Here is a 25,220-nt window from a genome sequence, read left to right as displayed (position 1 = left end):
CCCCCCCCCCCCCCTACACCACCACACTCCGTGCCGTTGGGGCGGGCCGGGCCCCGGCCCCGCCCGCGCCGAGCATCGACGAAAGGCCGGCTTTGCGTCTGAGCGAGCACGACTACGACGAGATCGACGCGAGCCTCGCCGCGCACGACGCGTTCCTGCGGGCCCGTTACCCGGGCGAACGCGCCGGGCGGCAGCCGGTGCACACCGTCTACGTGCCGGCCGACCGGCTGGATGACTTCCGCGACTGGGGTGACATCGCCCTGCGCGCGATGGACGACCATGAGTTCCCCTGGCCCGATCCCACGGTCCGCGACAAGCTGGTCCGCGAGCCGATCGAGGACCTGCGCGTCGACTTCGAGGACGGCTACGGCGTCCGCGACGACGATCAGGAGGACGCGGCCGTCCGCAAGGCCGTCGCGATCCTCGCCGGCGGCCCGAAACCGCCGTTCCTCGGCATCCGGATCAAGTCGCTGGAAGCGGCCACCCGGCGTCGCTCGCTGCGCACGCTGGACCTCTTCCTCGACACCTATCAAGATCTCTTCACCATCACGCTGCCCAAGGTCAGCGGTTCCGGCCAGGTCGAGGCCATGGTCACCCTCTGCGAGAAACTCGAGCGGTCGTACGGATTGAGCGCCGGCGCCCTGACCTTCGAGATCCAGGTCGAGCTGCCCTCGGCGGTGCTCGCCGCCGACGGGACCGCGACCGTGGCCCGGCTGATCACCGCGGCCGAGGGCCGGTGCGCCGGCCTGCACTACGGCACCTACGACTACAGCGCGGCCGCCGGTGTCGCGGCCGCCTACCAGTCGATGGAGCATCCGGCCGCCGACTACGCGAAGGCGGTCATGCAGGCCGCCGCCGCGCAGACCGGGGTGCGCCTCTCCGACGGCTCGACCAACATCCTCCCGGTCGGTGGCACCGGTCAGGTGCACGCCGCCTGGGAACTGCACCGCCGCCTGGTCCGCCGCTCCCTGGAACGCGGCTACTACCAGGGCTGGGACCTGCATCCGGCCCAGCTTCCCACCCGGTACGCGGCCACCTACGAGTTCTTCCGTGACGGCCGCGACGCCGCCGTCACGCGCCTGCGCCGCTATCTGGACCGCCAGGACAGCGGGATCGCCGATGAGCCGGCCACCGCCCGCGCTCTCGCCGGCTATCTGCTGCGCGGCCTCGACTGCGGCGCCCTCGAGGACGCGGGCTTCCCGAGGAGCGAATTGACCGCCCTGATCTGACAGCCGGACCGATGGGCGCGCCGGGAGATGTGAGACTGAACGGCGCGTGCGGCGGGCGGGGATGTCAGGGGAGGCCGGAAATGGGATACGACACCGATTTCGTGGGGCAGGTGACCGTCGATCCGCCACTGAACCCGTATGAGGTGGAGTACCTCGACCGGTTCGCCGAGACGCGGCACGAGTCCCGGCAGCAGGGGCCGTACGCGGTCAACGGGAACGGCCTCGCGGTGGAGGAGATGTACGGCGGGAAGGAACCGCCGCCGGGCCTTCCGGGGTACTGGTGCGCATGGGTGCCGACGGCCGCCGGCGACGCGCTGATCTGGAACGGCGCCGAGAAGTTCTACGACGCGGAGATCTGGCTCGCCTATCTGATCGACACGTTCCTCAAACCGGGCGCGGTGATCTCGGGGGAGCCGGCCGACCCGGTGCCGGGACGGTTCTTCCCGTCCGTCTTCGAGCGCTTCGGCTGTGATCACGTGCTCAACGGAGTGATCACCGCCGAGGGCGACGAAGAGGACGACGTGTGGCGGATCGAGGTGCGGGACAACGTCGTGCACGTCGTCCGGAGGGTGGACGGGCCGTGGCACGCGGACACCGACCCGCTCGCTGCTGACCCCTCGACGAGCGCCCGGCAGGCCGAGCTCGCCGTCCGTACCCGGCGCAACCACGTCTTCGTGGTCGGCGGTGACGGCGAGTTCCGCGATCTCGGCCCGGCCGCGGAGGCGGGATTCACGCCCATCGACCCGGTGCGGTGAAGCCGGGTCAGACCATCGGGAACATCGAGACGATCATGAGCGCGCCCAGGGTCAGCCATGTGGCGAACTGCTCCTGGCCGCGGTTTCCGGCGCGCACGGCGTGGTAGAGCAGCGTCGCCATGCACCCGGCGAGCCCGGCGCCGGCGAGAACGGAGGCCGTGCCGGGCCGGGCGAGCCACTCGGGGGCCAGGCTGATCAGGGAGGCCGGGTCGATGGCCGCGAGGCCACCGAAGGCCAGCACGGCGACAGCCAGGACGATCACGATGAGGCCGAGCAGCAGGTTGCCGGGGGCTTCGTCCACCTGGACGACAGCATCGTCGGGCTTCTGGTTCGTCACGCCGGTTGCCTTCCGTGAACCCGGCGATGACATCGGACCGCCGGTGATGACGTCAGACCATAGCGGGTCGGTGGAAGACGATCGTGAGGCGGTGCGAGGCCGTCGCGGACCGATGCGCTGCGAACACGACCCGGTGCAGGACCGTCAGGGGCCGGCGCGCGGCGTCAGCGGCCCCGAGCAAGGACCGTCCGTGGGGCCGGCCGGCGACGGCGGCGGCGGTCCTGGCACAACGGGATCGAACCTTTGACGGCCGGCGCGAGTACTACAGGGTGTCACCACGCGGAGCGCGGGAGGAACCCAGTGGGAAACCGGCTGTCGGAGTGCACCACCGCGACCGATGCGCCCGAGCACGTCTGTGAGCGGCCGTCCTGGCAGTGCCGGGTCTGCGGGCGCCCGTGGCCGTGTGAGCCGGCGCGCGCCTCCCTGTCGGACGGCGCCGACCGGGTCCTGCTGACCATCTACATGTGGGGTCATCTGGATCGGGCCATGACCGAGCTGCCTCCAGGCCCGCCCATGGAGATGTTCGACCGGTTCCTGCGCTGGACCGATGTGGAGCTTCTTTAAAGGTCGCGACGGCGTGCCGGCGGAGGCCGCGACGGCGTCATGAGGGAAGCCCGCGACGGCGTGCCGACGGAGGCCGCGACGGCGTCATGAGGGAAGCCCGCGACGGCGTGCCGACGGAGGCCGCGACGGCGTCATGAGGGAAGCCCGCGACGGCGTGCCGACGGAGGCCGCGACGGCGTCACGACGGCGTGCCGGGGGAAAGCCGTGCCGGTGTCACGACAGATCAGGACTGGGCGGCCGGGACGATCTGGTCGCGCAGCCATGACGGGTCGGGATTGACGTGCCCATGCCCGCCGATCACCACGGTCGGCACGGTCTCGTCACCGCCGGTGATCTCGCGGACGGCCGCCGCGGCGGCCGGGTCCTGCCAGATGTCGACCCAGCGGAGCCGGGCCGCGTCCGCGCCGAGCCGCACCCGCAACCGCAGGCAGAAGACACAACCGGGCCGCCAGTACACGATCGGCCGGTCGTCGGCCGTGGAATCGGGAGCCGTGGTGGTGGCCAGGTCGGCATCGGCAGGGGACGACCGGGGGAAGGCGAGCGGTGACAACACGAAGCCGAGCCCGAGGAACAAGGCAAGTAGCAGAGCGGCGCTGCCCGGCGCGCCGTCGCTGATTTTGGTTGCGGCGACCAGCACCCCGCACAGGGCTGTCAGGATCGCCGCGCTCCACCGTCGCAACATGGAGCGGGACGGTACTCCGCTACCGCGCGTGACGGCATCCCCGCCCGGGCGGATGAGCAGTCCGTGAAACAAAGCGCCGATAGGGTCTCCTCATGGCTGATCTTGTAGTGCGCTCGCGGCGCGTGACGACGCCGGATGGCGAGGGGCCGGCGGCGGTCCTGGTCGAGGGCGGGAAGATCACGGCGGTGCTGGCCTACGACGCCGTGGCGCCGGCCGCCGAGGACGTCGATCTCGGTGACACCGCGCTGCTGCCGGGGCTGGTGGACACGCATGTGCACGTCAACGAGCCGGGCCGGACCGAGTGGGAGGGTTTCGCCACGGCGACCCGGGCGGCGGCGGCCGGCGGCGTCACCACGATCATCGACATGCCGCTGAACAGCCTCCCGCCGACCGTGACCATGGAGGCTCTGAAGATCAAGCGGGCCGCCGCGAACGGGCAGTGTCACGTCGACGTGGGTTTCTGGGGCGGCGCGATCCCGGGCAACGCCGCCGACCTGCCCGCCCTGCACAACGGCGGGGTGTTCGGTTTCAAGGCGTTCCTGGCCGACTCCGGGGTGCCCGAGTTCCCGCCGGTCGACGCGGGTCAGCTGGCCGCGGCGATGGAGGCGGCCGACGCGCTGTTCGTGATCCACGCCGAGGACCCGGATCATCTTCGCGATGCGGCGAGCTCGGCCGCGTACGCCGACTTCCTGGCCTCCCGCCCGCAGGACGCCGAGCACGCCGCTGTCGCCACCGCGATCGCGGTGGCCCGCGCCGCGGGCCGCCGCGTGCACATCCTGCACCTCTCCGCCGCTTCCGCGCTGCCGCTGATCGCCCGGGCCAGAGCGGACGGGGTACGGGTGACGGCGGAAACCTGCCCGCACTATCTGACCCTGGACGCGGCCGCGATCCCGGACGGCGCCACCGAGTTCAAGTGCTGCCCGCCGATCCGGGACACGGCGAACGCCGACAAGCTGTGGGAGGCTCTGGCCGACGGTCTGATCACCTGCGTGGTGAGCGATCACTCGCCGTGCACGCCCGACCTGAAACGCCAGGACACCGGGGATTTCGCGGCTGCCTGGGGCGGTATCGCCTCGGTGCAACTGGGTCTTCCGGTGATCTGGACCGCGGCCCGGGACCGGGGGCATACCCTCGCGGACGTGGTGAAGTGGATGGCGCTCCGGCCCGCCGATCTGGTGGGATTGCGGAACAAGGGCCGGATCACGGTCGGCGCCGACGCCGATCTGGTGGCGTTCGAGCCGGACGAGGAGTTCGTGGTCGACGCGCACGCACTGCATCATCGGAACCCGGTCACGCCGTACGCGGGAAAGAGGTTGCACGGTGTGGTCCGCACGACCTGGTTGCGCGGGCGCCGGGTGACCGGCGACGACGCCGGCGGAATCTTCTTGACCAGGCACAGTTCTTGAACAGACACAGTTCAGCAAGGGAGAATTGATGGATTTCAGCGCAATGCCCGATTTGGCGTCGCGGGCCTTCGGCGGGGGAGTCGTGCACTTCAACGACGAGTTCTTCGCCGCCGCCGACCACCTGGTCCTGCCGGAGCCGCCCGGGCACGCGCCGAAGACCTTCGACCACAAGGGACAGGTCTACGACGGCTGGGAGACCCGCCGCCGCCGCGATTCCGGCCACGATTTCGCGGTGATCCGCCTCGGAGCGCCCGGCATCATCCACGGCGTCGACATCGACACGGCCTACTTCACCGGCAACTTCCCGCCGTACGCCTCGGTCGAGGCCGTTGAACTGCCGGGCTATCCCGGCCCGGCCGAACTGGCCGCCGCCGAGTGGATCGAGGTGCTGCCGAAGTCGCCGTTGAAGGGTGACGGCCGCAACCTGTACCCGGTGGAGGAGCGCCGCCGTTTCACGCACGTGCGGCTCAACATCTTCCCGGACGGCGGGGTGGCCCGGCTGCGGGTGCACGGCGAGGTGGTGCCCGACCTCGACTTGCTGCCGAAGGTGTTCGACGTGGCCGCCGCCGAGTACGGCGCCACCGTCGTCGACTGCAGCAACATGTTCTACGGTCACCCGCAGCGGATGCTGATGCCCGGTCTGGCCCGCAACATGGGCGACGGCTGGGAGACGTCGCGCCGCCGCGACGACGCCAACGACTGGGTGCTGGTGAAACTGGCGGCCCCGGCCGTGCTGCGCTTCGCCGATCTGGACACCAGCCACTTCAAGGGCAACGCGCCGGGCTGGGCCTCGCTGACCGGTTTCGACCGTGATGGGGTCTCCTTCAAACTGCTGCAGCGGGTGGCGTTGCGCCCGGACACCCCGCACCGGTTCTCGCTGGCCAAGGCGCCCGAGGTGACCCAGGTGCGGCTGGACATCTATCCGGACGGCGGCATGGCCCGGCTGCGGTTGCTCGGGCGGGCCGACCGTGAGTTCCTCCGGGAGCGGATGGGCCGGTGAGCCGGGACGTCTCATTGGTGCTGGCCGATCCGGCGGGCCGGCTGCTCGGGGCGTTGCCGCCGTTCACCGTCGAGACGCCCTGGTGGCAGGAGGTCGCCGAGGTGGTGGCCGGCGCCGGCATCGACGTCACCGTGTTGCGGCTGCTGCACGGCGACCGGCCGGCGCCACCCGGCGGGCACGTCACCTACCTGGCGGTGACCAGCGCGACCCCGGCCGGCCTGATACCGGTCGAGGCCGCCCTGGAACGGCACCCGCGCCGGGCCCCGTACGCCGAGTTCGGCGGCCCGGAGGCGTCGCTGGCGTGGGCGGCCGGGGCGCTCGACCGGATCGGCCTGTCCGGGACGACCGCCCGCCAGCAGCGCACCTGGAACCTGTCGGCGATCTGGCGGTTCGACGACCCGGCCGGGACGCCGGTGGCCTGGCTGAAACAGGTGCCGCCGTTCTTCGCCCACGAGGCGGCGGTGCTGCGGTCGGTCGACGCGGTGTCGCCGGGGCTGGTGCCCTACCCGATGGCGGTGGGGGAGCAGGGCCGGATGCTGCTGGCGCACGTGCCCGGTGAGGACCGGTACGGCGCCGGCCCCGCCCTGTGCGCCGACGTGGTGAACGCGTTCCACCCGGTGCAGAGACACTTCGCCGGCCGGGTGGAAGAGCTGCGCGCCGCCGGTGTGCCCGACCTCTCGCTCGACGGAATCCTCCGGGTCGCCGAGCCGCATCTGGGCGTCATCCCCGGCCTCGCGAAGCTGCTCGACGACCTTCCCCGGCGGCTCGCCGAGGTGGAGGGATGCGGCCTGCCGGACACCCTGGTGCACGGCGACCTGCACCCCGGCAACGTCCGCACCGGCGACGACGGATCGCTGACCATCGTGGACTGGGCCGACTCGGCGATCGGCAATCCGGCCTTCGACGCGCTGCGACTCTGCGACGACGCCGGGGTACTGGCCGGGTGGGCCGCCCTCTGGCCGGACGGTGACGCCCTGCGCGCCGTGGAGTTGCTGCGCCCGGTGGCGGCGCTGCGCGCGGCGGTCGTCTACGCCGGATTCCTGGAGAAGATCGAGCCGGCCGAGTGGCCGTACCACGCCGACGACGTTCCGGCCGCCCTGCGCGAGGCGGCCGGATCGGGTTCGGTCTCGTGACTCACGCGGCCTGGTAGTGGGACCGAACCGCGATCCGCGGTGACGTCGGATCGCGGGTTCGGCCGGCCCGGGAGATATCCACGAGTCTCACCGTATGGGCGGCACGTTACGTACCGTGTCTCTCATGGAAGATGCCCGCCGGCGATATCTCGATCTGATCCGGCACGACGGCGCGGACCTCTCGCCCGAACTGGCCGGAGCGTTCGCGACGGTGCCGCGTGAGGTCTTCGTCCCGGACGGGTTCCATCGCCGTGACGGCCGGCGGGTCCTGCCCGCCGATCGCGACTTCCTGCGCACCGTCTACAGCAATGACGTGCTGGTCACCAAGATGAAGGGCGACGTCCCGATCAGCTCGTCCAGCCAGCCGTCGCTGATGGCCATCATGATCGACGCCCTGGAGGTGCGGCCTGGCCTGCGCATCCTGGAGATCGGCGCGGGGACCGGTTACAACGCGGCGCTCCTCGCCACTCTGGGCGCGGTCGTCACGACGATCGACGTCCAGGCCGACGTCGCGGCACGGGCGCGCTCCGCGCTGGCCCGGGCGGGCATTCCGGGGGTACGGGTGGAGATCGCCGACGGCTACACCGGTGGCCCACCCGAGCGGTACGACCGGATCATCGTGACCGTGGGCGTCGCCGGGATCTCCCCACACTGGCTGGACCGGCTCGAACCGGACGGCCGGATCATCGTCCCGGTCGCGCACGCCGGCATCCATCCGGTCCTGGACGTCCGCTCGGAGCCTCTGGCGGCGAGTGTGGTCTGCTCGGCCGGATTCATGAGCGCCGCCGGTCCGCTCGGCGCCCGCCACCCGCGCAGTCACCCGCCCGCCGCCGTCGGTCTGGAGGGTCTCACCGAGACGTCCCCGGCCCGCTGGAGACCCGCGCTGGACCCGTCCGACTACCGCGGCCTCTGGTATGCCGCCGGGACCTGGCACCGCCGGGTCACCCACGCGTCGATTCCCGGCCGGGAGCAGAGCTATCTGGCGGTGCTCGACGAGACCGGCGCGTCCGGCGCGGTGGTGCTGGCCGACGGGGCGATTTTCGCGTCCGGCGCGTCGGCGGAGCGGTACACGGCGGTCGGCATCGCCCTGGCCGACCGCTGGTGGGCGCTGGGCCGCCCGCCGATGGACGCCTGGCGGGTGCAACTGGCCCTGGCCGGCGACCCGGACGCCCCGATCTGGGCCCCGGCCCGCTGGTCGCTCGCCCCAGCGCGCGCCTGACCCAGCGCGCGCCTGACCCCGGCAGGTGTCTGGATCGGCGGGCGTCTGAGTCAGCGGGCGCGCAGGAAGGTCAGCACCGCCAGGACCCGCCGGTTCGTGTCGTCGGTCGGAGGCAGGCCCAGCTTGGCCAGGATGTTGCCGACGTGCTTGCCGACCGCGGGCTCGCTGATGAACAGGGCCCCGGCGATCGACGAATTGGACCGGCCCTCGGCGATCAGGCTCAGCACCTCGCGTTCCCGGCCGGAGAGCCCGGCGAGCGGGTCCTGCGGGCGGCTGATCAGGCGGCGGACCACGTCGGGGTCGACGACCGTGCCGCCGGCGATCACGGTGCGCAACGCCGCCACGAACTCGGCGATGTCGGCCACCCGGTCCTTGAGCAGATATCCGACGCCGTCGCCGGTGCCGATCAGGTCGGCGGCGTACTCCTGCTGCACATACTGGCTGAGCACGACGACCGGGAGGCCGGGCCGGTCGCGGCGTAGCCGGACCGCCGCGCGGAGGCCCTCGTCCGAAAAGGACGGCGGCATCTTGATGTCGGTGATCACCAGTTCGGGTTCGTGCTCCTTGACCGCGGCCTCCAGCGCGGCGGCGTCACCGACCGCGGCGACCACCTCGAACCCGAACCGGACCAGCACCCCCACCAGGCCCTCGCGGAGCAGGACGCCGTCTTCGGCGAGGACGACGCGGGTCATAGTTCCACCCGCAGCAGGGTGGGGCCGCCGGCCGGGCTGGCCAGCAGTAGTTTCCCGCCGACCGCGCCCACCCGGTCGGCCAGCCCGGTCAGCCCGCTGCCCCGGCGCGGGTCGGCGCCGCCCAGGCCGTCGTCGAGGATCTCCAGCGCGATCCCGTCGCCAGCCCGGGTCAGGCGGACCTGGACCGAGGTGGCGTGGGCGTGCTTGGCGACGTTGGTCAGGGCCTCCGCCGCCACGAAGTAGGCGGTCGTCTCGATCCGTTCCGGCAGCCGGTCCAGTTCCGCCGCGTCCACCGACACCGGCACCGGCGACGTGGCGGCCAGTTCCCGGAGCGCGGCCGGCAGCCCGAGGTCGGTCAGCACCTGTGGCCGGATGCCGTGCACCAGATCGCGCAGCACCACCATCAGCTCCTTGGCCTGGTCGTGGGCCTGATGGAGCGGGGCGGCCGCGGGGGAGTCGTCCGGCACGTCCAGCCGGGCCATCCCCAGGTGCAGGGTGAGGCTGGTGAGCCGGTGCTGGGCGCCGTCGTGCAGGTCTCGTTCGATCCGCCGCCGTTCGGCGTCGAACGCGTCGGCCAGCCGGGCCCGCGACTGCGCCACCTCGGTCAACTGGTCTCGCAGCCCGTCGCCGCCACCGAGCAGCCGCCGGGCCAGCACGCCGTGCGCCGCCGCGACGAGACCAGCCAGGTAGAGCAGCACCGGGAAGAGCACGATGCCGAGCAGGGTGAACGGGATCGACTGTGGCCCGCCGTCGATCCGGTAACCGCCGAAGTCCCACTCCGCCAGCCACGGGCTCGCCAGCAGCGTGAGCTCCAGAACGGTCAGCACCGCGCCGGCGAAGTAGAGCAGCGGGGCCAGGACCGCGAGCAGGATCGCGTAGAGGACGGCCCGCCAGGTGGACTCCTCGCGGAACCGCTGGGCCAGCCAGACGACGGGGCTCGCGGCGAACCGGTGCGGCGCCGGGATCGGCCGAGAGTCGATCAGGCGCAGCCGGGCCCGCTCCAGCGTGGCCAGTGGCAGCGCCACCAGCGGGCCGCCGCCGATCAGCATCGCCGCGCCGACGGCCATCAGGAACACGATGCTGAGATCAGGCGTGCGCCCGGCGAGGACCTCGCGCCCGGCGACCAGCCACGGGGTCACCAGCAGCCAGAAGCCGAAGGAGACCGGCGCCGCGATCAGCGCGGTGGTCCCCACGAACAGAGCCGACCGCCACGGCCACCCGCTGAGCAGGTAACTGCGGTCTCTAAGGGCGGTGATAAGCACCGGCTCACGGTAGCCAGCGGAATCCGCTCCGCCCCAGCCGTTCAGGGCCACCATCGAGGTATGGCCAGGTATACCTTTGGCGGATGAGAGCGGCCTACGACGAGATCGCGGACTGGTACGAGACCGAGTTTCTGCCCACCACCACACCCGGCGACCCGCTCGGCATCCGGCGGGCGATCACCGAGCAACTCGGACCGGGACCGGGCCGGTGCCTGGAGATCGGCTGCGGCACCGGCGTCCATGCGGCTCAGATCCGCGACCTGGGCTGGACCCCGTTCGGCGTCGACCTCTCCGCGGGCATGCTGCGTCACACCGGTGGCCGGCTGCCGGTCACCCGCGCGGACGCGACCCGGCTGCCGTTCCGGGACGCCTCACTGGACGCCGCGATCACGGTGATGGCCCACACCGACATGCCCGGCTATCCCGCCGTGCTGCGGGAGGTCGCACGGATCCTCCGTCCGGGCGGGCGGTTCGTTCATATCGGGGTGCATCCGGCCTTCTGCGGCGGCTTCGCCGACCGCGGCGATCCGGCCGCCGTGGTCATCCGCGCCGGCTACCTCGACGGTCACTGGACCAAGACGTCATGGACCGCCAATGGAGTACGCGACAAGGTCGGCGCCAGCCACTGGCCTCTTCCTGAGCTGCTGAACGCGTTCCTCGAAGCCGGGCTGGAGTTCCAGGGGTTCGGCGAGGGCGGTTCGCCGGTCCCCACGGTCCTCTCGGTCAGGACATCATCAGCATCGCGGCAGTGCCCAGCAGCACCAGTAACAGGACCGCGATGAGCAGGCCCTTCTCAGCGGACTCGGTGGCCTCGGTTACCGTTGTGGTGGTCAGGGGCTCGCTGCTCATGGGCTCTGTTCCTCCGCGGGTCGGGGGGCGCCGCTCCGGGTGCGGGTGGCGGGCGGGAGGCTTACGGTGAGGGCGTCGTCGACCTCGGAGGGGTTGCAGTGCCGCCGCACGATTGGCTTCTGACCGCAGACGAACGCGGCAACCCGGACACCTCCATACCCATATGGAACACCGGAAACACGGTCGAGCCTCTTATTCACGGGCAAAGTTACTTCGATCGGCTGGTGCCCGAAGTCGAGGCGCTGGAGCCCGGTGATCACCTGTTCTTCACCGATTGGCGTGGCGACCCCGACGAGCGGATCAGCGAGGACGGGCGCACCGTCGCCGAGGTCTTCGCCGGCGCCGCCAAGCGCGGAGTCATCGTCAAAGGTCTGCTCTGGCGTTCGCACCTCGACAGACTCGCCTACAGCGAGGAGGAGAACCGCACCCTCAGCGACGACATCGAGGCGGCCGGTGGCGAGGTGCTGCTCGACCAGCGGGTCCGGCGGGGCGGCTCACACCACCAGAAACTCGTGGTGCTGCGGCATCCGGGCCGGCCGGAACGCGACATCGCCTTCGCCGGCGGCATCGACCTCTGCCACAGCCGGCGTGACGACGCACGGCACCACGGCGACCCGCAGGCGGTGCGGATGGCCGCGGCGTACGGGCCCAACCCGCCCTGGCACGATGTGCAACTGGCGCTACGCGGCCCGGTCGTCGGCACGCTCGACCTGTCGTTCCGCGAGCGGTGGAACGACCCCAGCCCGCTCGACCAGCACGGCCCCGTCTCCACGGTCACCGACATGCTCCGCCACGAGGACATGCACGCCGACCGGCTCCCGCCGCAGCCGCCGGACCCGCCCGAGTGCGGCCCGCACACCGTCCAGGTGCTGCGCACCTATCCCGCGATGCGGCCGGCCTACCGGTTCGCGCGACTCGGCGAGCGCAGCGTGGCCCGCGGCTACACCAAGGCGATCAAGCGGGCCCGCCGGCTGATCTACCTGGAGGACCAGTACCTGTGGTCCAAGGAGGTCGCCCACCTCTTCGCCGAGGCCATGCGGGAGAACCCGGAACTGCACCTGATCGCGGTGGTGCCCCGGCACCCCGACGTCGACGGCGCGTTCGCGCTGCCGCCCAACCAGGTCGGCCGCGCACAGGCCCTGGACCTGTGCCGGCAGGCCGCGGCCGACCGGGTGCACGTCTTCGACCTGGAGAACCACGCCGGCACGCCGATCTACGTACACGCCAAGATCTGTGTCATCGATGACGTCTGGTGCAGCACCGGCAGCGACAACTTCAACCGTCGCTCGTGGACCCACGACAGTGAGCTCTCGTGCGCGCTCCTCGACGACACCCGCGACGACCGCGAACCGCTCGACCCGGCCGGGCTCGGCGACGGCGCCCGCCGTTACCCCCGCGCCTTGCGGCTCGCCCTGATGCGCGAGCACCTGGACCGGGCCGACGGCGACGACGCCGACCTGCTCGACCCGGCGTCGGCGATCGAGACGATGACGGCGGCCGCCGACCGGCTGCGCGACTGGCGCGACAACGGCCGCAAGGGCCCACGCCCGCCCGGCCGGCTGATCCCGCACGAGCCCGAGAAGCTCCCGTGGTACCAGCGGTTGTGGGCGCTTCCGGCGTACCGCCTGATCTATGACCCGGACGGCCGTCCCTGGCGGGAGCGGCGCGCCGGGACCTGGTGACGGCTCAGAGGACCCACTCGTCCTCGCGGATGATCTCGACGGTGCCTTTCGGGCCGGTGCCGGTGACCGTGATGCCCTCGCCGCCGATCACCACATCGGTGTGCACCGCCGACGTGTTCAGGCCGAGCCGCTCCCGCTCTCGGCGGTCATCCCCGCCCCGCCCGGCACCGCGAACGGGAAACTAGACCCCCACGCCACGTGACAGCCGGCGTTCTCGTCGAAGAGCGTGTTGTGGAAGACGATGCCGGCCCGGGCGATCCGGCTGTCCGAGTCGACGAGCGACACCTCGCCCAGCGAGCGGGCGCCCGGATCGGTCGCCAGTTGCGCCTCCACGGCATCGGCGCCGGCGTCCGCCGACACCGCGACGATCCGCCCGCCGGAGAACTCCAGCCGCAGCCCGAGGACCATGCGGCCGTTCAGCGCCAGCGGTCTCGTCACCCGGATCACCCCGTCGGCCCGCTGCCGGTCGGGGCTGGTGAACACCTCCTCGGTCGGGATGTTCGGCATGTAGGGAATGCCGGCCGCGTCGATCAGGCCGCCGCCGGTCCAGCGGCAGCCCGGGATCAGCCCGACCGTCAGATCGGTGCCGCCACCGTGGTAGCGCACCGACGTCAGCTCACACGCGTCGAGCCGTGCCGCACGCTCGGCCAGGACCGCCGCCCGTCGCTGCCACGCGGCGGCCGGGTCGTCGGCGTCCAGCCGCATCGCGGTCGCCACCGCCCCCCACAGCCGCTCCGTGTCGGGTTCGCCGAAGACCTGGCGGGCCCAGCCCGGGTTCGGCGCGCCCACCACGGTCCAGCGGAGCTTGCCGAGCACGCTCTCCCGCATCGCCCGGGCCTCCTCGACCGGAAACGCCGCGGCGCGGACCGGGTCGGCGCCGTCGAGGATGTGCGGGTTCGCGTCGCCGAGCAGGGCGATCGACGCGACACCCTGCTCCGACCACTCCCGGATGCGCTGCAACGCCCAGCCACGGCTCGCGGACAGCGACTCTCCAGTGGCGTGGTCGACGGCGGAGCGGCGCATCGGGCCGTCCGTCCAGAGTGGCTCGACCCAGGCGGCCCCGGCGGCGTACGCGGCCTCCACGACCGCCCGGGCGATCTCCAGGTGGGCGGTGTCCGTACGAAGGATGACTCCCTGCCCGGGCTGGAGATTGATCCCCGCCCGGACCACGACGTCGGCGAATCGCTCGATCCGGTCCATGCCGGTCAGCGTAGTTAGTCAGTCGGCGGGTGATGCTCTCACGCCTTGGTGAGTCTGGCGAAGACGCGGCCGATCACGGCCAGTTCCTCGTCGTCGAGATGATCGATGAAGCTCTCCCGAACGGTCTCCAGATGCGCCGGCGCCGCCGCGCGCAACGCCGACAGCCCCTCGCCGGTGAGCACGGCCTCCTGGCCGCGCCCGTCGTCGGGGCAGCTCTCCTTGCGCACCAGACCCCGTTTGACCATGGAGCTGATCTGGTACGTGATGCGGCTCGGCGACAGCACCAGGCGGCTGGCCAACTCGCCCATCCGGATCCGGTGATCGGGCGCGTCGGCGAGCGCCACCAGCACGTGGTAGTCGTTCATGCTCAGCCCGGTCGCGGCGCGCAACTCGTCCTCGAGGCGGGTGTGCAGCGCCCACGAGCTCTCGATGAAGGTGCGCCAGTGCGCCAGTTGCGTCCCGGTCAGCGGCTCGGCCATGCCACGAACCGTACTCCTTGAAATCTGAAACTTCGATCTGAACGACCTGGGGTACGGCTACCGCGCGATGTGGTCTCCGCCTGATGATCCCGTGTCGCGCGGTGGCGGAGCGCCGGGCGTGGGCCGCCGGTGAGAGGGTGCACCGGTGAAGATCCGTCAAGCCACCGCCGACGACGCCGACGAGCTGATCCGCCTGCGCGCGGTCATGCTGCGTACCTTCAGCACGGAGAACTGGAACGACGACTGGCACGCCTCCGCCCGGGAGACTCTGTGCCGGCGTCTGGGCGCCGTGGAACCCACGCTCGCCGCTTTCGTCGCCGAGGCCCCGGAGGGCTCCGGCCTCGCCGCCTGTGCGGTCGGGGCCATCGAGGAGCGCCTCGGCAACCCGTCCAACCCCGACGGGAGGGTCGGCTATGTCTTCAACGTCTCCACCGAGCCGGCTCTGCGCCGCCGCGGATACTCCCGGGCCTGCATGGAGGCCCTCCTGCAGTGGTTCCGTGACCAGGGGGTTCGTGCCGTCGACCTGAGAGCCTCGCCGGACGGCGAATCCCTCTACGCGTCTCTCGGCTTCGTTCGCACGTCCGAGCCCGGAATGCGCCTGCGGCTCTAGGCCGGGGCCGGGACACGGGTGGAGTTCGGGCGCGAGCGGCGCCCGAACTCCACCCGGCCGGGGTCAGGCGGCGGGGGTGTTCAGGGAGCGGGCGAGGTCGTCGCGGAGGGCGTCGAAGTCGACTCCGCGCTCGGCGAGGATGAGCGCGGCCAGGCCCCGCCCCTCACGCAGGATGCCGAGCATGATGTGTTCGGGCGCGATGAAGTTGTGCTTGAGCCGCAGCGCCTCGCGCAGGGAGAGTTCCAGCACCTTCTTGTTGCGCGAGGAGAACGGGACGTGTCCGCCGGCCGAGGCGAGCCGGCCGAAGATCCCCTTCTTCTTCGGCGCGGGCCGGGGCAGGTGCAGCGCCCCGGCTCCGAAGTTCTCCTCGATCGCGGCCCGGACGGCGTCGAGGTCGATGCCGATCGACTTGAGGGCCGCGGCGTCCTCGGCGTCCCGGTCGACGACGGCCGCCGTCTCGCTCCGGTCGCCGACGTGCTGGATGATCGCCTCGCGGACGTAAGCCCGGTCGACGCCGACGCTCCGCAGGGTCGCGGTGACCGGGCCGTTCTCGTCGCTGACCAGCGCGAGCAGCGTGTGCTCGGTGCCGATGCTCTGGTGCCCCAGCTCGCGGGCCTGGGCCTGGGCGCCCATGACGACGGCGCGGGCGGCCTTGGTGAATCGCTCGAACATGTCAGTCTCCCCGTGGATCCGGCATCGGCAGCAGGCGCGCGTGCTTCTTGTGCACGCCCTGGCGGGTCACCTCGAGCGCGTCGGCGATCTCCTGCCAGGACCAGCCCTTGGCGCGGGCGTTCGCCACCTGGAGGCGCTCCAGGCCCTCCAGGAGTCGGCGCAGTGCCACCACCGCCCGAAGCCCGACCCGCGGGTCGGCGCTGCCGGCGGCGGCGGCGAGGTCGGTCGCTTCTGTCATGCCGTCAACTTACGTTGACATCACGGGAGTGTCAACCCGGGTTGACGAGAATGGGGGGCCCCGCGGGGGGGGGGGGGGGGGGGGGGGGTGTTTCACCCGGGGTGGACGATATGGCGGGCCCCGTCGCGGGGCCGGCCTTCGGTGCGGGACGACTCAGGCGCCCCGCCCGGTCTTCTCCTGCAGTTCGTCGATCTTCTTGGAGGCGTCCGCCTTGGACAGGTTCTCCGGAACCTCCTCGTGCGCCTCGGCGGCCAGAGTGTTGAGGTACGACTCCTGCGCCCCGGTCGCGGGCTGATCCCCGGTGGTCCAGTCGTCGGGGTCCTTGATGGTGTTGCCGGCGTCCGTCCGGTCGGTCATGACACCCGTCCTTCCCGTCGTGATCTCGAACGTCTGTGCCACTACCCGCTGACGGTCACCGGCATGCGGCACTGCTCCGATCGAGTGGCGCCGGCGGCGTCACGCGTACCGCGAGAAGGGTGGGAACGCGGAGAGGCCGGCCCCGAAGGGTCGGCCTCTTCCATGTGATGCGTTTCGGTCTTCGAATGTCAGTCCCAGGCGGGCAGGGTGCTGCCCAGGGAGACGGTCAGCTCGACCGGGTGGTAGACCGGTGCGGCGATCGAGAAGCGTGCGCCGAACGGGTCCTGCAGTTCGGCGAACGCGGTCATGCCCACGGCGCACGGTTGGGTGACGATCGTGCCGCCGAGGCGTTCGCAGTGGTCCGCCACGGCTTCGATGTCCTCGACCTGGAAGGCGACGCGCCACCACGCGCCCCGGTAGCCCGGCGCGATGCCGGCGACGGCGTCGTGGGCCTGGTTGAGCCACTCGCCGGAGCCGAACTCGTGGCGCAGCAGCCAGCCGAACGCCGAGCCGTAGAAGCGGGCCGCGCCGTCCGGGTCGTCAGTGATCAATTCCGGCCAGGACATGGTGCCTGGTTCACCACCGGCCTGCGCGCCGGCGAAGTCGTAACCCTGCCAGAGTCCGATGATCGCGCCGGACGGGTCGGCGACGATCGCGCGCCGGCCGCCGTGCGCCTCAGCCGGATGGCTCAGGCAGTGGCCGCCGGAGAGCGCGACGTGCTCGAGCGACTCCTCCATGTCGGGCGTGCTCAGGTGAGTGAGCCAGCCGTCCGGCCGGTCGAGCCGGCTGCGGGTGAGACCAGCGACGGCATGCCCCCCAAGCTTGAACCGATCACCCGCCGACTCCCAGCCGAACAACTCTCCGTAGAACTGTGCCGCGCGTGCGGGGTCCGCACTCGCCAGTTCCACCCAGCAAGGTGTCAAGGGTGCATAGCCTCTGATCCGCATGAGCCGCTCCGTTGTGGACATCCCCAGTTAATCCAGCACTCTACGGCACTGATAACGCTTCGTCACCACCGGCCGGTTCATTGTCCGGTTTAGAGCAGTATTAAGTTACCGTGTGTAGGCGTGTGAGTGATCCAGGTGACGCATTACCGGAGTTGCGGCGACACCGTGGAGCACTACGGACACGACGACGACGAATGCGGCGGTCGCCCAGACGAGATCCGTGCCGGGGAAATCGGCATGTGTGACTGCATACGCTACGTAATAGAACGAGCCGATGCCACGAATACCGAACGTGGCGATCACCCAGTGTTCCGACGTGCGTCCCGGCGCTCCACGCAACGCCACGAACGCGGCCAGCGGACGGATCAAGAAGATCAGCGTCAGGCCGGCCAGAGCGGCCTGCCAGGTGAGCGGCATCAGCAGGCCGCCGACCACCGCCCCACCGAGCAGAAGCAGCAACAGTACGGTCAACAGCCGCTCGGTCTGCTCGGCGAAATCGTGCAGCACCTGGTGGTACTCGTGTGACCGCTCCGCCGCCCGGATCGTCCGTGCCGCCACGAACACCGCCAGGAAGCCGTAGCCCCCGGCGACCTCGACCAGCCCGTACGCCAGAAAGGTCGCCGCCAGCGCCAGAAATCCCTCAGAATGCCGGGAGAGCCGCAGCGAGTCCCGTTTCGCGCGGAAGAACAGCTTCCCCAGCAACCGGCCGATCACGATGCCGCCGACCAGGCCGACGACACCCTTGTAGAGGACGTCCTTCAACACCCACTCGCCGAACCAGCCGGCCGGATCGAGCCCGTGCGCGGCGATCGCGATCGCCGCGTAGACGAACGGGAACGCCAGCCCGTCGTTCAGCCCCGCCTCGGAGGTCAGCGCGAACCGCACCTCGTCCTCCGAATCCTCGGAGTCGGTCGGCTCGCCCACCTGCACGTCCGAGGCGAGCACCGGATCGGTCGGCGCCATCGCCGCGCCCAGCAGCAGCGCCGACGCAGGCACGAGACCCACCCACCACCAGCCCAGCAGCGCCACCGCCGCGATCGTCAGCGGCATCGCGACGATCAGCAGGCGGCCGGTCGACGCCCAGCGGCGGCGGCCGAACGGGCGGTCGATCTTCAGCCCGGCGCCCATCAGCGCGACGATCACACCCACCTCGGTGAGGTGTTCGGTCAGCTCCGGAAACGCCTTCGGGTCGGCGTCGGGCAGCCCCAGCGGCAGGCCGAAGACGATCATCCCCAGCGCCAGGAAAGTCATCGGCATGGACAGCGGGCGGCGCTCCAGCAGGCGGGGCAGGATGCCCGCGAGCAGGGCGCCCACACCGACGAGGGCATACACCAGATCAGACAGCTCCATGCGGTGCGGTCAGCCGAGCCGGGTGATCGCGGAACCCGTCACGCCGTCCAGGACAGCGGCCGAGCTCGACCTGACAGCCTCCCAGCGCGGGACGACGTGCGGACAGGTGGTGCCGACCGGGTCGCGGCCGACGTCGAAGAGGGCTCCAGAGCGCATGATCGGTCAACTACCCGCGGCGCCGACCTCTCGAACCAGCAGCATCTCGAACCAGACCGTCGACCCACGAACCGTCGGATCGGTGCCCCACGAATCGCTCAACTCCTCGATCAGGCCGAGTCCGCGGCCCCGGCTCGCCAGGGTGTCGGCATGCGCCCGGATCACGCTGCCCCGCGTGCCGGTGTCGGCCACCGACACGAGCAGCCGTTCCGCGTTCAGGTCGATGTGCACCTGGGCCGGAGTGCCCGCGTGCAGCAACGCGTTGGTCGTCAGCTCGCTCGTGCACAGGATCGCCGCGCCGATCACCTGATCCGGCACCGCCCACTCCCGCAACCGGGTCGTCATCCACTGCCGCACCCGGCTCGGCCCGGTCGGCTCCGCCGCCACCTGCATCGTCGCCGACCGGCTCATCGCCAGCGCGTGCTCCACCGCCAACACCGCCACGTCGTCGTCGGTGGTGCCCGGTACCGCCGCGGTGGCCAGCGAACACAGGTTGCGCGGATCACCGCTCGGCGACGCGGCCGCGGCCGCGATCAGCGCGTCCAGCCCGTCACTGAGCGGAAGGCCACGACGCTCCACCACGCCGTCGCTGAACATCAGGATCGAATCGCCCGGCTCCAGCCGCACCGCGCCGGTCTGCCAGCGCCCGCCCAGACCCAGCGGGGCGCCCGGCGGAACCTTCGCCAACTCGGCGGTGGCCGACGCGCCGCCCCGCCCGGCCCGGCGCAGCACCGGCGGCGGATGACCCGCACTGGCCAGCGTGATCGAGCCGTCCGACGGGTCCAGAACCCCGTAGACGACGGTCACGAAGATCTCCTCGTTGCGCGACTCCGCGCCCAGCGAGCCGACCAGCCTGTCCAGCCCGGCCAGCACACTCGGCGGCGACGGATCCGTCAGCGCCATCGCCCGCAACGCCGCCCGGACCTGGCCCATCACCGCGGCGGCCCGCACATCGTGGCCGGCCACGTCGCCCAGCACCATCGCCAGCCGGCCGTCGAGCAGATGGAACGCGTCATAGAAGTCGCCGCCGGCCGCGTTACCGTCGACACCCACGTCATAGCGGGCCGCGATGCGGAACGTGTCGAGCTCGGGGAGATGCTCGGGAAGCATGCTGCGCTGGAGCAACTGCGCCGTACCGTGCTGGGCCTCGAATCGCCGGGCCCGCTCCGCGGCCTGCGCCACCAGCTCGGCCGCGGCCATCAGCAGCGCCCGCTCCGCGGGCAGCCAGACATGCGGGCGACGGAAACCCACGGTCAGCGCACCGCGCAGCGACGGCGTGCGCAGAGGAAGAGCGGCCAGCGAACGGACCCGCCGCTCGTGGCGGTCGCTCGCGACCGCGGCCAGCGGCTCGCCGTCGGCGACGAACGTCGCCCGCCCGGTCTCCGCCGCGGCCACCGCGGGCGCCGCCGGGTCGGCGACGATGCGCCGCCAGACCGGCGGCAGACGCTCGTCCACCTCGTCGAGCATCTCGCCACGGATGCGGCGGACGAAACGGTAGGCGCCGCCGTCGTCCACCGCGAAGACACAATGATCAAGATCGAAAGACGCCATCGCGTACGCCAGGACGACGCGCGTGACATCGTCGATGGTGAGCGCGCCGGCCAGCCGTGCGGTCAACTCGCCGAGGCTCTGCAGCCGGTGGATCACGTGCGTGGTCTCCGCGGCCACCGTCAGCACCCCGGCCACCGCGCCCCGCGACGTGCGGATCACCGAGTGGCCCCGGGTGTAGAAAGCGGGCTCGGTATGACCCGGCGCGAACTGCACCTGGCTCTCCGGCTCGAGGATCGCCCGGCCGCCGCGGTGCACCTGCTGGATGACGTCGCCCAGGCCCGGCTGCTCCCACGCCACGCCGAACGCCTGCGCCGCCGGACGGCCCAGCGCGACCGGATGCAACCCGCCCAGCACCTCGGCATAGGCGTCGTTGTAGACGACCACGAAATCGTCACCGACGGTGAGCAGCATCGGCACCGGGGAGGCGAGCACCAGCTCGACCGCGGCCCGGAGCGCCGGGTCCCACCCGGTGATCGGGCCCATCGAGGTGGCCGACCAGTCGAGGGCGTGCACCAGCGCCGCGCAGCTCAGGCCGGTGTGCGGTGTTCCGGCTGCCTGCACGGGCAGCGTGGTGATCGAAGACGGGTGGAGACCCCCCGCCCCGTACCCTCCCGAGCCGACCATGCGGAAAGCCTATCCCGAGTGGTCCGTTTGTACGATGGCCCACCGGCCGACCGTCCGATTATTGACCATTGTCTGGCATGGGCAGGCCCTCGATGCCGAAAATCCTTCGCGTTCGGAGTCGGCACTCGGGCTCACCCAGGGTGAGTGGCTGACCGGGAAAGCGACCCGGGCAGTCCGGTTTCCCTCCGTGGCCCGTCCGAACCCGGCGGCTCCCGGCCCCGTGGCTCCCGGTTCTGCGACCCTCGGAGGAGCCGTCGCGGATCCGGTGCGGTGATCGCGATGGGCCCGGTCGAGGCGGGATCCGCCGGCGGCGTACCCCTCGGGATGCTCGGTCTTTCGTTCATGCCCGAACCGGTGATCCACCGACCGGGGTCACCCTGCTCCCGAGTGTCGCTTTTCGCGGGTGGGTCGCGTTCCCGACATCCGCGGCGGCCGACATCCCTCGCAGATGCCCCGCGAACCGCGGACACGGGCAGTCGGCAGCGCCGCCCGGCTCCTCTCGCCGCCCACCGGCATCCGCCTTCCGCAGGAGCGTGGCCTGCGAGAACGGGCACGCACCGCCCTGACCCGGCTTCTGTGGCCGACCGAGGGCGTGCACTCTCCAGTCCCGGCCGACGGTGGCCGGTGGCAGCGGTGACCCGCGAGATTGTCAGAGGTGCCTGGTACTCCGGAGTCCTATGGTTCGCAAAGGGCGGCGTGACGGCCGGCCGCGCGGAATCAGGGAGGACGGATGACCGGAGACGGGCTGAGCCGTGGCCTGAGCGACATGTGGCGGTCGGTGGTGCTGTTCCTGCCCTCGGCACTGGTGTTCCTCGCGATCGTGATCGCCGGCTATCTGCTGGCCCGCCTGGCGCGTGTGCTCACCGCCAAGACCCTGCGCCGGGTCGGCTTCGACCGGGCCGTGCAGCGCGGCCCCGCCGGCCGCCTGCTCAAACCGGGCGCGCCCAGCGCCACCGACGTCTGCGCCCGCCTGGCGTTCTTCGTGGTGCTGCTGTTCGCCCTGCAGCTGGCCTTCGGCCTCTGGGGGCCCAATCCGGCCGGTGACCTCATCAACGCGCTCATCTCGTGGTTGCCGCAGGTCTTCGTCGCGATCGTGATCGTGGTGGTCACCGCCGCCATCGCCGGCGCCGCCCACGACCTCATCTCGGCCGTCCTGGGTGGTCTCGGCTACGCCCGCGTCCTCGCCAAGGCGGCCGCCGCGGTGATCGTCACGCTCGGCGTGATCGCCGGACTCGACCAGATCGGCATCGCCACCTCGGTCACCCGGCCTCTCCTCATCGCCATCCTCGCCACGGTCGCCGGAGTCATCATCGTCGGTGTCGGCGGCGGCCTCATCCGCCCCATGCAGCAACGGTGGGAGGGCTGGCTCGACCGGGCCGCCACCGAGTCGGCGGTGATCCGTTCGCAGGCCCGCGCCTACGCGGAGGAGCGTGCCCGCCAGACCGCTGAGGAAGGGGCCCGCCAGGCCTCCGGCGACACCGCCCACGACAGCGGCGGCCATCGACCGGCCGCCGCGGCCGCTCCACCGGGCGTGTTCGGGCCGAGCTCCACCAGCCCGGCAGATGAACCAGGTTCGGCGGGCGTGCCCCGGCCGGCAGGCCCGGGCGGTCCCGACGGCGCGAGCCGCTCGCCGCATGCGCCAGGCCCGGTCGGTGTGGGCGGTTCAGCAGGCGCAACGTTCTCGGGGAGCGCACCGGCCCCACCGAATGCGCCTGCTCCAGCCGGGGCGGGTCGCTCGCCTGGTGCGACCGATGCGCCGGGTTCGGCGGGTTCGTCGAATGCGTCCGGCCGGGCGCGTCCGGCCGGTTCGGAGTCTGCCGTTCACTCGGGGAAGGCGGCTGGGCCGTCGCAAGGGGCTGACGTCTCGCCGGGACGAGCATTCACGGAGGCGGCGTGGCCCACGGCGAAAGCGCCGGGTGCGGGTGAGCCACACGCTGACGAGAGGCGTGAAGTGGCGGACTTCGGTCGTGCCGGGTCACCTCAGGATTCGGACGGGGTGCGCCACTCGTCACCAGATCGTCATGCGCCCGCCGCCGTGGCCGGTGTGGCCGAATCCGGGAACGCGGGGACCATCGCGGAGGCCCGCCCCGGAGTCGCCGCGGATGCCGACCAGGGGATCGCCGCGGAGCGCCGTCCCGGGGTCGCCGCAAACATTCGCCAGGGGGAGGCCGGGGACGTTCGCCCCGGTACCGCTGCCGACGGCGGCCTCGGTATCGCTGCCGAAACCACCCACGGAGAGCCTCGGGCCTCCTCGGCGGACGACCATGCGTCGGACCTCGGGGCCCAGGCTCGACTCGCCACGGGTGCTTCCCGGTCGGCTGCGAAGGATCCGCGGACTGACCAGGACAGCTCGGCATCCTTGGGCCGTCCCGGTGGCGGTGCCGCCACCTGGGATCCGGAGGACGACGACGGGGCATGGGAGACGCGCTGGGCGGAGGAGGAACGCCGAGCCCGCGAACACGACGGCGACGAAACCCAGTTCATCGTCACTTCGGGGGCCGGAGCCGTCGATGATCGGCCCCATCTGATTCCGGGGTTCGACCGCTACGACGAGCGGGCCTCCGGGCCACGTGCCGACTACGACGAAGATGACACGATCTTCGTGCACACCGCCACCGCTGAGGCCACCGTCCTCACTCCCGGTGTGCGGCCCACGCCGTCGCTGGTTGCGCGCCCGCCCGAAGACGGCGAGAAGACCGTTCCCCATCCCGTGCCGGGCTCGGCCGCCGACTCGGAGAGCGTGCCCACGCAGTCGCTGGAGTCCGTGCCGACCCGGCTCCTGGGCGCCCCGGTGGAGCACATCGATCAAGATTCCGTGCGCACGCAGCTCCTCGACTCGGAGACCACGGTCATCACCCGAGGCGCGGACCCTGACGAGGAGACGACCGTCATCCGAGGTCTCGGCACGGACACGACCGCTGTGCTCGACCACGGCGAGACGACCGTTGTGGTTGACGACGGCGACACGACTGCCGGCGACGGCGACATGACGGTTGTGGTGGGGGACGGCGACACGACGGCTGTGGTCGACCACGGCGAGACGACTGCTGTGATTGATGACGGCGAGCGTACGCAGATCGTGTCGCTACCGAATGTTGTCGACGCTCAGCGCACCCAGGATCGTCCGGCGTCGGACCCCCTCCGTCAGGAGTCGGCCTTGCCGCAACCGGCGGCAGGTCAGAGCACTTCTACCCAGCCCAGGCCGTCCGGCGGGGATCAGACGGTGGAGAACGTGGCCGGGTCGGCCCGCGACGCCGCTCCATCGAGGTCAGGCACCACCGTCGATGCCGATGATCGAACCGTGGAAAGCAAGGCAGTCCCATCCGGCGGCGACGGCGATCCGACGGTGAGGAATGTCGTCGGCCGCGACGGTGGCGGCGACGGCGATCGGACGGTGGGAAACGTCGCGGGTTCCGACGGTGACGGCGACCGGACGGTGGAGAACCCGGCCGTGCCCGCGGCCGGAGAGGGCCGGATCGCGGAGGATCGAGCGACCGGGGACCGGGCGGCCGGATCCGGCAACGAGAAGCCGACGACTCAGACACCGCCGAGTGCCGGTCGGTCATCGGGCACTTAGACGGGTGGCGCCTGGACGACGAAGGGCCGGCACCGGAGAGTCCGGCGCCGGCCCCAGGGGGTCGGGATGCGGTGTGGTGTGGCCGAAGTGCCTGGCCGGGGGTTCAGGCTGTAGCGGTCGGCGGTGTCCGGTCGCGGCTCCGTTGCCGCATGATCGGGAATCACAGAGGTTCCGCCTGAGTGCGTGGGCGCGAATCCGCCGAAATGCGGCGAGGCTGCTCCCGCGATCAGACCATCAGGTCAGGCGGGCCGGCGGGGCGCCGGGACGGTCAGCGCGGGGCCGGCAGGGTGCGGGCCAGCACGCAGACGGCGAGCAGGCGGCGGAGGACCCAGTCGTTCTCGGACCAGTCGATCGAGCCCTCAGGGGCGGTCCAGCCGTGCTGGAAAGCGGCGTCGCGGACGCCCTCCGCGTAAGCGGCGAGCAGGATCGCGGTCAACGGGCGGGTGTCGGCGTTGAGGCTGTCCCGGATACCGGCGGTGTGCTGGTCGATCACCGACATGAGGCCGGGGTTCTCCTGGGCAGCGGCGAGGCCACTCACGCCGACAGCAGCGGTGAGGTCGGCGAGCGACGTGTGGGCGGACCGCTGAGCGGCACGGGCGGCGGCGTTGCTGAACAGGCCATTCATGAGGAGAACGTTAGGTAGCCCAGG

25 protein-coding genes are annotated in these 25,220 nt (G+C 71.6%); 11 read left to right on the top strand and 14 right to left on the bottom strand.

Going from position 1 to position 25,220, the window contains the following annotated elements; all coding sequences use genetic code 11:
- Nucleotides 1–92: 92 nt before the first annotated feature.
- A complete protein-coding gene (locus QLQ12_RS23115; protein ID WP_282762403.1) occupies nt 93–1,229 on the top strand; it encodes a DUF6986 family protein in 1,137 nt (378 codons plus the stop codon).
- Between the two features lie 80 nt (nt 1,230–1,309).
- Nucleotides 1,310–1,984, top strand: coding sequence for a hypothetical protein (locus QLQ12_RS23110; protein WP_282762402.1), 675 nt, complete (start codon nt 1,310–1,312; stop codon nt 1,982–1,984).
- A 7-nt stretch (nt 1,985–1,991) separates the two neighbouring features.
- Here QLQ12_RS23110 and QLQ12_RS23105 read toward each other — a convergent pair whose 3' ends face one another.
- The gene (locus QLQ12_RS23105; protein WP_282762401.1) at nt 1,992–2,321 is read right to left on the bottom strand and encodes a hypothetical protein; all 330 of its coding nucleotides are present in this window, start codon (nt 2,319–2,321) and stop codon (nt 1,992–1,994) included.
- 300 nt (nt 2,322–2,621) lie between these two features.
- On the opposite strand from QLQ12_RS23105, the gene QLQ12_RS23100 reads away from it, so the two are divergent.
- Entirely contained in the window at nt 2,622–2,885 is a 264-nt protein-coding gene (locus tag QLQ12_RS23100) for a hypothetical protein (RefSeq protein WP_282762400.1), read from the top strand.
- Between the two features lie 223 nt (nt 2,886–3,108).
- Here the strand turns inward: QLQ12_RS23100 and QLQ12_RS23095 are convergent, their stop codons facing one another.
- A complete protein-coding gene (locus tag QLQ12_RS23095; RefSeq protein WP_282762399.1) occupies nt 3,109–3,567 on the bottom strand; it encodes a glutaredoxin family protein in 459 nt (152 codons plus the stop codon).
- Between the two features lie 92 nt (nt 3,568–3,659).
- Here QLQ12_RS23095 and allB point away from each other — a divergent pair, with 92 nt between their 5' ends.
- The 4 genes from allB (at nt 3,660) to QLQ12_RS23075 (ending at nt 8,325) form a co-directional block, all read left to right on the top strand.
- Entirely contained in the window at nt 3,660–4,973 is a 1,314-nt protein-coding gene (gene allB, locus QLQ12_RS23090) for an allantoinase AllB (RefSeq protein ID WP_282762398.1), read from the top strand.
- A 28-nt stretch (nt 4,974–5,001) separates the two neighbouring features.
- Nucleotides 5,002–5,973, top strand: a complete 972-nt coding sequence (gene alc / locus QLQ12_RS23085; RefSeq protein ID WP_282762397.1) for an allantoicase — start codon at nt 5,002–5,004, stop codon at nt 5,971–5,973.
- A complete protein-coding gene (locus tag QLQ12_RS23080; protein ID WP_282762396.1) occupies nt 5,970–7,106 on the top strand; it encodes a phosphotransferase in 1,137 nt (378 codons plus the stop codon). Before alc ends, QLQ12_RS23080 begins: the two co-directional genes overlap by 4 nt.
- A gap of 124 nt (nt 7,107–7,230) precedes the next feature.
- The gene (locus tag QLQ12_RS23075; protein WP_282762395.1) at nt 7,231–8,325 is read left to right on the top strand and encodes a protein-L-isoaspartate O-methyltransferase family protein; all 1,095 of its coding nucleotides are present in this window, start codon (nt 7,231–7,233) and stop codon (nt 8,323–8,325) included.
- Nucleotides 8,326–8,375: 50 nt separating this feature from the next.
- Here QLQ12_RS23075 and QLQ12_RS23070 read toward each other — a convergent pair whose 3' ends face one another.
- Both QLQ12_RS23070 and QLQ12_RS23065 read right to left on the bottom strand, forming a co-directional pair.
- Nucleotides 8,376–9,017: a response regulator transcription factor gene (locus QLQ12_RS23070; RefSeq protein WP_282762394.1), complete on the bottom strand. Its 642-nt coding sequence runs from the start codon at nt 9,015–9,017 to the stop codon at nt 8,376–8,378.
- A complete protein-coding gene (locus QLQ12_RS23065; RefSeq protein ID WP_282762393.1) occupies nt 9,014–10,279 on the bottom strand; it encodes a sensor histidine kinase in 1,266 nt (421 codons plus the stop codon). The genes QLQ12_RS23070 and QLQ12_RS23065 overlap by 4 nt, the downstream gene beginning before the upstream one ends.
- Nucleotides 10,280–10,362: 83 nt before the next feature.
- Here QLQ12_RS23065 and QLQ12_RS23060 point away from each other — a divergent pair, with 83 nt between their 5' ends.
- Complete coding sequence (locus QLQ12_RS23060) at nt 10,363–11,061, top strand: class I SAM-dependent methyltransferase (RefSeq protein ID WP_282762392.1); 699 nt, start codon at nt 10,363–10,365, stop codon at nt 11,059–11,061.
- 165 nt (nt 11,062–11,226) lie between these two features.
- The gene (locus tag QLQ12_RS23055; protein WP_282762391.1) at nt 11,227–12,810 is read left to right on the top strand and encodes a phospholipase D family protein; all 1,584 of its coding nucleotides are present in this window, start codon (nt 11,227–11,229) and stop codon (nt 12,808–12,810) included.
- A 117-nt stretch (nt 12,811–12,927) separates the two neighbouring features.
- On the opposite strand, the gene QLQ12_RS23050 is transcribed toward QLQ12_RS23055, so the two are convergent.
- Nucleotides 12,928–14,010: an aminopeptidase gene (locus QLQ12_RS23050; protein WP_328518301.1), complete on the bottom strand. Its 1,083-nt coding sequence runs from the start codon at nt 14,008–14,010 to the stop codon at nt 12,928–12,930.
- A 38-nt stretch (nt 14,011–14,048) separates the two neighbouring features.
- Nucleotides 14,049–14,489, bottom strand: a complete 441-nt coding sequence (locus QLQ12_RS23045; RefSeq protein ID WP_282762389.1) for a MarR family winged helix-turn-helix transcriptional regulator — start codon at nt 14,487–14,489, stop codon at nt 14,049–14,051.
- A gap of 145 nt (nt 14,490–14,634) precedes the next feature.
- Here QLQ12_RS23045 and QLQ12_RS23040 point away from each other — a divergent pair, with 145 nt between their 5' ends.
- Entirely contained in the window at nt 14,635–15,099 is a 465-nt protein-coding gene (locus QLQ12_RS23040) for a GNAT family N-acetyltransferase (RefSeq protein WP_282762387.1), read from the top strand.
- 63 nt (nt 15,100–15,162) lie between these two features.
- On the opposite strand, the gene QLQ12_RS23035 is transcribed toward QLQ12_RS23040, so the two are convergent.
- The 7 genes from QLQ12_RS23035 to QLQ12_RS23005 form a co-directional block, all read right to left on the bottom strand.
- Nucleotides 15,163–15,771 (bottom strand): Clp protease N-terminal domain-containing protein, encoded by a 609-nt coding sequence (locus QLQ12_RS23035; RefSeq protein WP_282762386.1) that lies wholly within the window; start codon nt 15,769–15,771, stop codon nt 15,163–15,165.
- Between the two features lies 1 nt (nt 15,772).
- On the bottom strand, nt 15,773–16,009 hold the full coding sequence (locus QLQ12_RS23030; protein ID WP_282762385.1) for a helix-turn-helix domain-containing protein: 237 nt from the start codon (nt 16,007–16,009) through the stop codon (nt 15,773–15,775).
- Nucleotides 16,010–16,162: 153 nt separating this feature from the next.
- A complete protein-coding gene (locus QLQ12_RS23025) occupies nt 16,163–16,366 on the bottom strand; it encodes a DUF3072 domain-containing protein (RefSeq protein WP_282762384.1) in 204 nt (67 codons plus the stop codon).
- 188 nt (nt 16,367–16,554) lie between these two features.
- A complete protein-coding gene (locus tag QLQ12_RS23020; RefSeq protein ID WP_282762382.1) occupies nt 16,555–17,274 on the bottom strand; it encodes a VOC family protein in 720 nt (239 codons plus the stop codon).
- A 144-nt stretch (nt 17,275–17,418) separates the two neighbouring features.
- A complete protein-coding gene (locus QLQ12_RS23015; RefSeq protein WP_282762381.1) occupies nt 17,419–18,663 on the bottom strand; it encodes a cation:proton antiporter in 1,245 nt (414 codons plus the stop codon).
- Between the two features lie 9 nt (nt 18,664–18,672).
- A complete protein-coding gene (locus tag QLQ12_RS23010) occupies nt 18,673–18,819 on the bottom strand; it encodes a hypothetical protein (protein ID WP_282762380.1) in 147 nt (48 codons plus the stop codon).
- 6 nt (nt 18,820–18,825) lie between these two features.
- Nucleotides 18,826–20,994 carry an ATP-binding SpoIIE family protein phosphatase gene (locus tag QLQ12_RS23005; protein WP_282762379.1) on the bottom strand — a complete coding sequence of 723 codons (2,169 nt, stop codon included), beginning with the start codon at nt 20,992–20,994 and terminating at the stop codon, nt 18,826–18,828.
- 730 nt (nt 20,995–21,724) lie between these two features.
- Here QLQ12_RS23005 and QLQ12_RS23000 point away from each other — a divergent pair.
- The gene (locus QLQ12_RS23000; protein WP_282762378.1) at nt 21,725–24,571 is read left to right on the top strand and encodes a mechanosensitive ion channel family protein; all 2,847 of its coding nucleotides are present in this window, start codon (nt 21,725–21,727) and stop codon (nt 24,569–24,571) included.
- Between the two features lie 268 nt (nt 24,572–24,839).
- Here the strand turns inward: QLQ12_RS23000 and QLQ12_RS22995 are convergent, their stop codons facing one another.
- Nucleotides 24,840–25,196 carry a DUF6401 family natural product biosynthesis protein gene (locus QLQ12_RS22995; RefSeq protein WP_282762377.1) on the bottom strand — a complete coding sequence of 119 codons (357 nt, stop codon included), beginning with the start codon at nt 25,194–25,196 and terminating at the stop codon, nt 24,840–24,842.
- Nucleotides 25,197–25,220 lie beyond the last annotated feature (24 nt).

The organism is Actinoplanes sandaracinus (assembly GCF_030009775.1).
In the GTDB taxonomy this organism is placed as follows: Bacteria; Actinomycetota; Actinomycetes; order Mycobacteriales; family Micromonosporaceae; genus Actinoplanes; species Actinoplanes sandaracinus.
Note: the sequence above shows the minus strand (reverse complement) of the source record. Positions and strands in the feature narration are given on the sequence as shown.